Source organism: Bacillus sp. LR--39 (assembly GCF_053613335.1).
Genome location: NZ_JBSIOT010001634.1, coordinates 1 through 512, shown reverse-complemented (window position 1 = coordinate 512; position 512 = coordinate 1). Strand labels below are relative to the sequence as shown.

The window sequence follows — 512 nt, the reverse complement described above, 5'->3', positions numbered from 1 at the left end:
TTATGTACAAGAAATGCCGCAATTTCAATGCTGTTTTTCCCGAGGTGCGGACGGGCGCCATGAGCCTCTTCCCCGATGATCGTTCCCTCAATGTGCTGGCTTGATCCGTGCAGAATAGACGGAGCGCAGCGGCCGTTCTGTGTTTCCTGGATCGGACGGACGTGAACGCCATACAAATAGTTGATATCATCAAGCACGCCTTCTTCTATCATTTTCAAGGCGCCGCCGCCTTTTTCTTCTGCCGGCTGAAAGATAAAACGGATTGTGCCCTTCGGAAGCTCAGGTTGTTTTTTGAGCAGCATTAACGTGCCCAATGCCATTGTCATATGTGAATCGTGTCCGCAGGAATGGTTGGCGCGAAATGTGCCGTTAACCTCCTGCCACAGCGCGTCAATATCAGCGCGTACCGCTACAACAGGTGAGCCTGAGCCAATTTCGCCGACAACCCCGGTGCAGTCTGAAAACGTGCGCGTCCGGCACCCTAAATCCTCAAGCTTTTGTTTCAAAAATGA

General features: G+C 51.8%; 1 protein-coding gene. It reads right to left on the bottom strand.

The features are described 5' to 3' along the window. Positions 1-512: amidohydrolase (locus ACWHAR_RS32225; RefSeq protein ID WP_452089069.1), on the bottom strand; the 512-nt coding region annotated here is incomplete at both ends.